Raw genomic sequence first — 1,842 nt, 5'->3', positions numbered from 1 at the left:
CGCGCGGCCGGGTGGGCGGCGCCGAGCCGGGGTCGACGAGTTCGGCGCGCAGTCCGCGCGGCAGCGTGGCGGACGGGGACTGGCGGCCGGCCGGGGCGGTCGGGCGGACCCGCACCTCGATGGCGTCCGAGGCCCCGACCCAGAGCGGCGCCGTGGCCCCGCGGCGGCCCGTGCGAGCTTCGGCGGTGCCGAGGTCGGGCCGGTCGTGGTCCTGGACCTGGACGTCCTGCCACCGGGACCAGGTCCCGCGCACGGCCCGGGTACGGACCTGGGCGCGGCCGCGGAGTTCGGCGGACGCGCTGTCCCAGACGATGCCGACCAGGGAGAAGGGCTTCACCCGCTGCGGCCGCAGACCCCGTACCCCGACCCCGGCCCCGGGCCGGACCCCGGCCGCCTCCGCCCCGGTCCTGCCGTGGGCGGCGGTCCCGGTGCCGTCGGCGACCTCCAGCGGGACGAGGGGCAGCGAGTACGTCGCCCCCGGGATCTTCGCCAGGGCGGCGGGGGCCTTCCCGACGACGGGCGCCCGCTCCGCGACGAGCGCCTTCGCCGGGGGCGCCGCGGCCACGGGCGCCTTCCCCGCGGCCGGAGCCTCCGGCGGGGCGGCGGCCGGGCGGGCGGGCGCGGAGACCGCACCGGGCGCGCCGAGGGCGGGCAGGGCCAAGGTGGCGGCACAGGCGGTGACCGCCGAGGTGACGAGGAATCCACGCATGACACAGATCCTGCGCATATCCGCACAAACCTGTCCATTCACCCGGTGACGGCCTGTCGGCCCGCGGCGGGCCCGCGGCGCCCCCGTCCGACTGACCGTCAGGGCTCGCCCGGCGTACCCTTCCGGGGATGAACGCCACCGACCGCACCCCCGCCGACCTGCTGCGTTCCGCTCTCGCCGCGGATCCGTCGCGCCCGCTCGTGACCTTCTACGACGACGCCACCGGCGAACGCGTGGAACTGTCCGTGGCCACCTTCGCCAATTGGGTGGCCAAGACCGCCAACCTGCTCCAGGGCGACCTCGCCGCCGAGCCCGGCGACCGCCTCGCGCTGCTCCTCCCCGCCCACTGGCAGACCGCCGTCTGGCTGCTCGCCTGTTCCTCCGTCGGAGTGGTGGCCGAAATGGGCGGCGACCCCGCCGCGGCCGACCTCGTGGTGAGCGGCCCGGACCGGCTGGAGGAGGCGCGCGCCTGCTCCGGGGAGCGCGTGGCACTGGCCCTGCGCCCGCTGGGCGGGCGCTTCCCCCAGTCGCCCGAGGGCTTCCTCGACTACGCGGTCGAGGTACCTGCCCAGGGCGACCGCTTCGCCCCGTACGCCCCCGTGGACCCGCACGCCCCGGCACTCGTCGTGGCCGGGCGGGAACTGACGGGTGCGCAGGTGGTCGAACAGGCGCGTGCGGACGCGGCGGGGCGCGGACTGGAGTCCGGCGCGCGGCTGCTCTCCGGACTGCCGTACGACACCTGGGACGGCCTCGCCGCCGGCCTCTACGCCCCCCTGGCCGCGGACGCCTCGGTGGTGCTCTGCCGCCACCTCGACCGGCTCCCCGAGGAGTCCCTGGCACAGCGCCGGGCGAGCGAGCGCGTCACCGTTACGGCCCTCTGAGAGCCCTCTGACGCTGCCGGGCCGCCGCTCCGGGGTGATGATCGACGGGTAGGCACCCCGAGACCCGCCCCGGAGGGAGTCGCGCAGCCGTGTCCCACCGCTCAGGCGCACCGCTCCCGCCGTCCGGACGGCCCGGATCACCCGGACCACCAGCGCCACCAGGACCACCCGGACCACTCGGCCCGGGCCCGGACGGCGGCGCCCGCGCCCCGCGCCGCCGGCGCCGCTGGGTGCGCCGGCTGCTGCTGGGGA

General features: G+C 78.1%; 1 protein-coding gene and 1 pseudogene. One reads left to right on the top strand and one right to left on the bottom strand.

Annotation, left to right across the window (positions count from 1 at the left end):
- Window positions 1–709, bottom strand: a pseudogene (locus tag JNW98_RS06930) (N-acetylmuramoyl-L-alanine amidase); the annotation flags it as partial.
- Window positions 710–837: 128 nt separating this feature from the next.
- On the opposite strand from JNW98_RS06930, the gene JNW98_RS06925 reads away from it, so the two are divergent.
- Window positions 838–1,590: a TIGR03089 family protein gene (locus JNW98_RS06925; RefSeq protein WP_223767194.1), complete on the top strand. Its 753-nt coding sequence runs from the start codon at window positions 838–840 to the stop codon at window positions 1,588–1,590.
- Window positions 1,591–1,842: the final 252 nt, after the last annotated feature.

This window comes from Streptomyces huiliensis (assembly GCF_020037025.1).
Classification (GTDB): Bacteria; Actinomycetota; Actinomycetes; order Streptomycetales; family Streptomycetaceae; genus Streptomyces; species Streptomyces huiliensis.
The sequence above is the reverse complement of the archived record's forward strand: the minus strand, read 5'-3'. Positions and strand labels throughout refer to the sequence as shown.

Bases quoted from the DNA above. Each gene is read 5' to 3' on its own strand.
- JNW98_RS06925 (WP_223767194.1), top strand. From the start codon at position 838: ATGAACGCCACCGACCGCACCCCCGCCGACCTGCTGCGTTCCGCTCTC.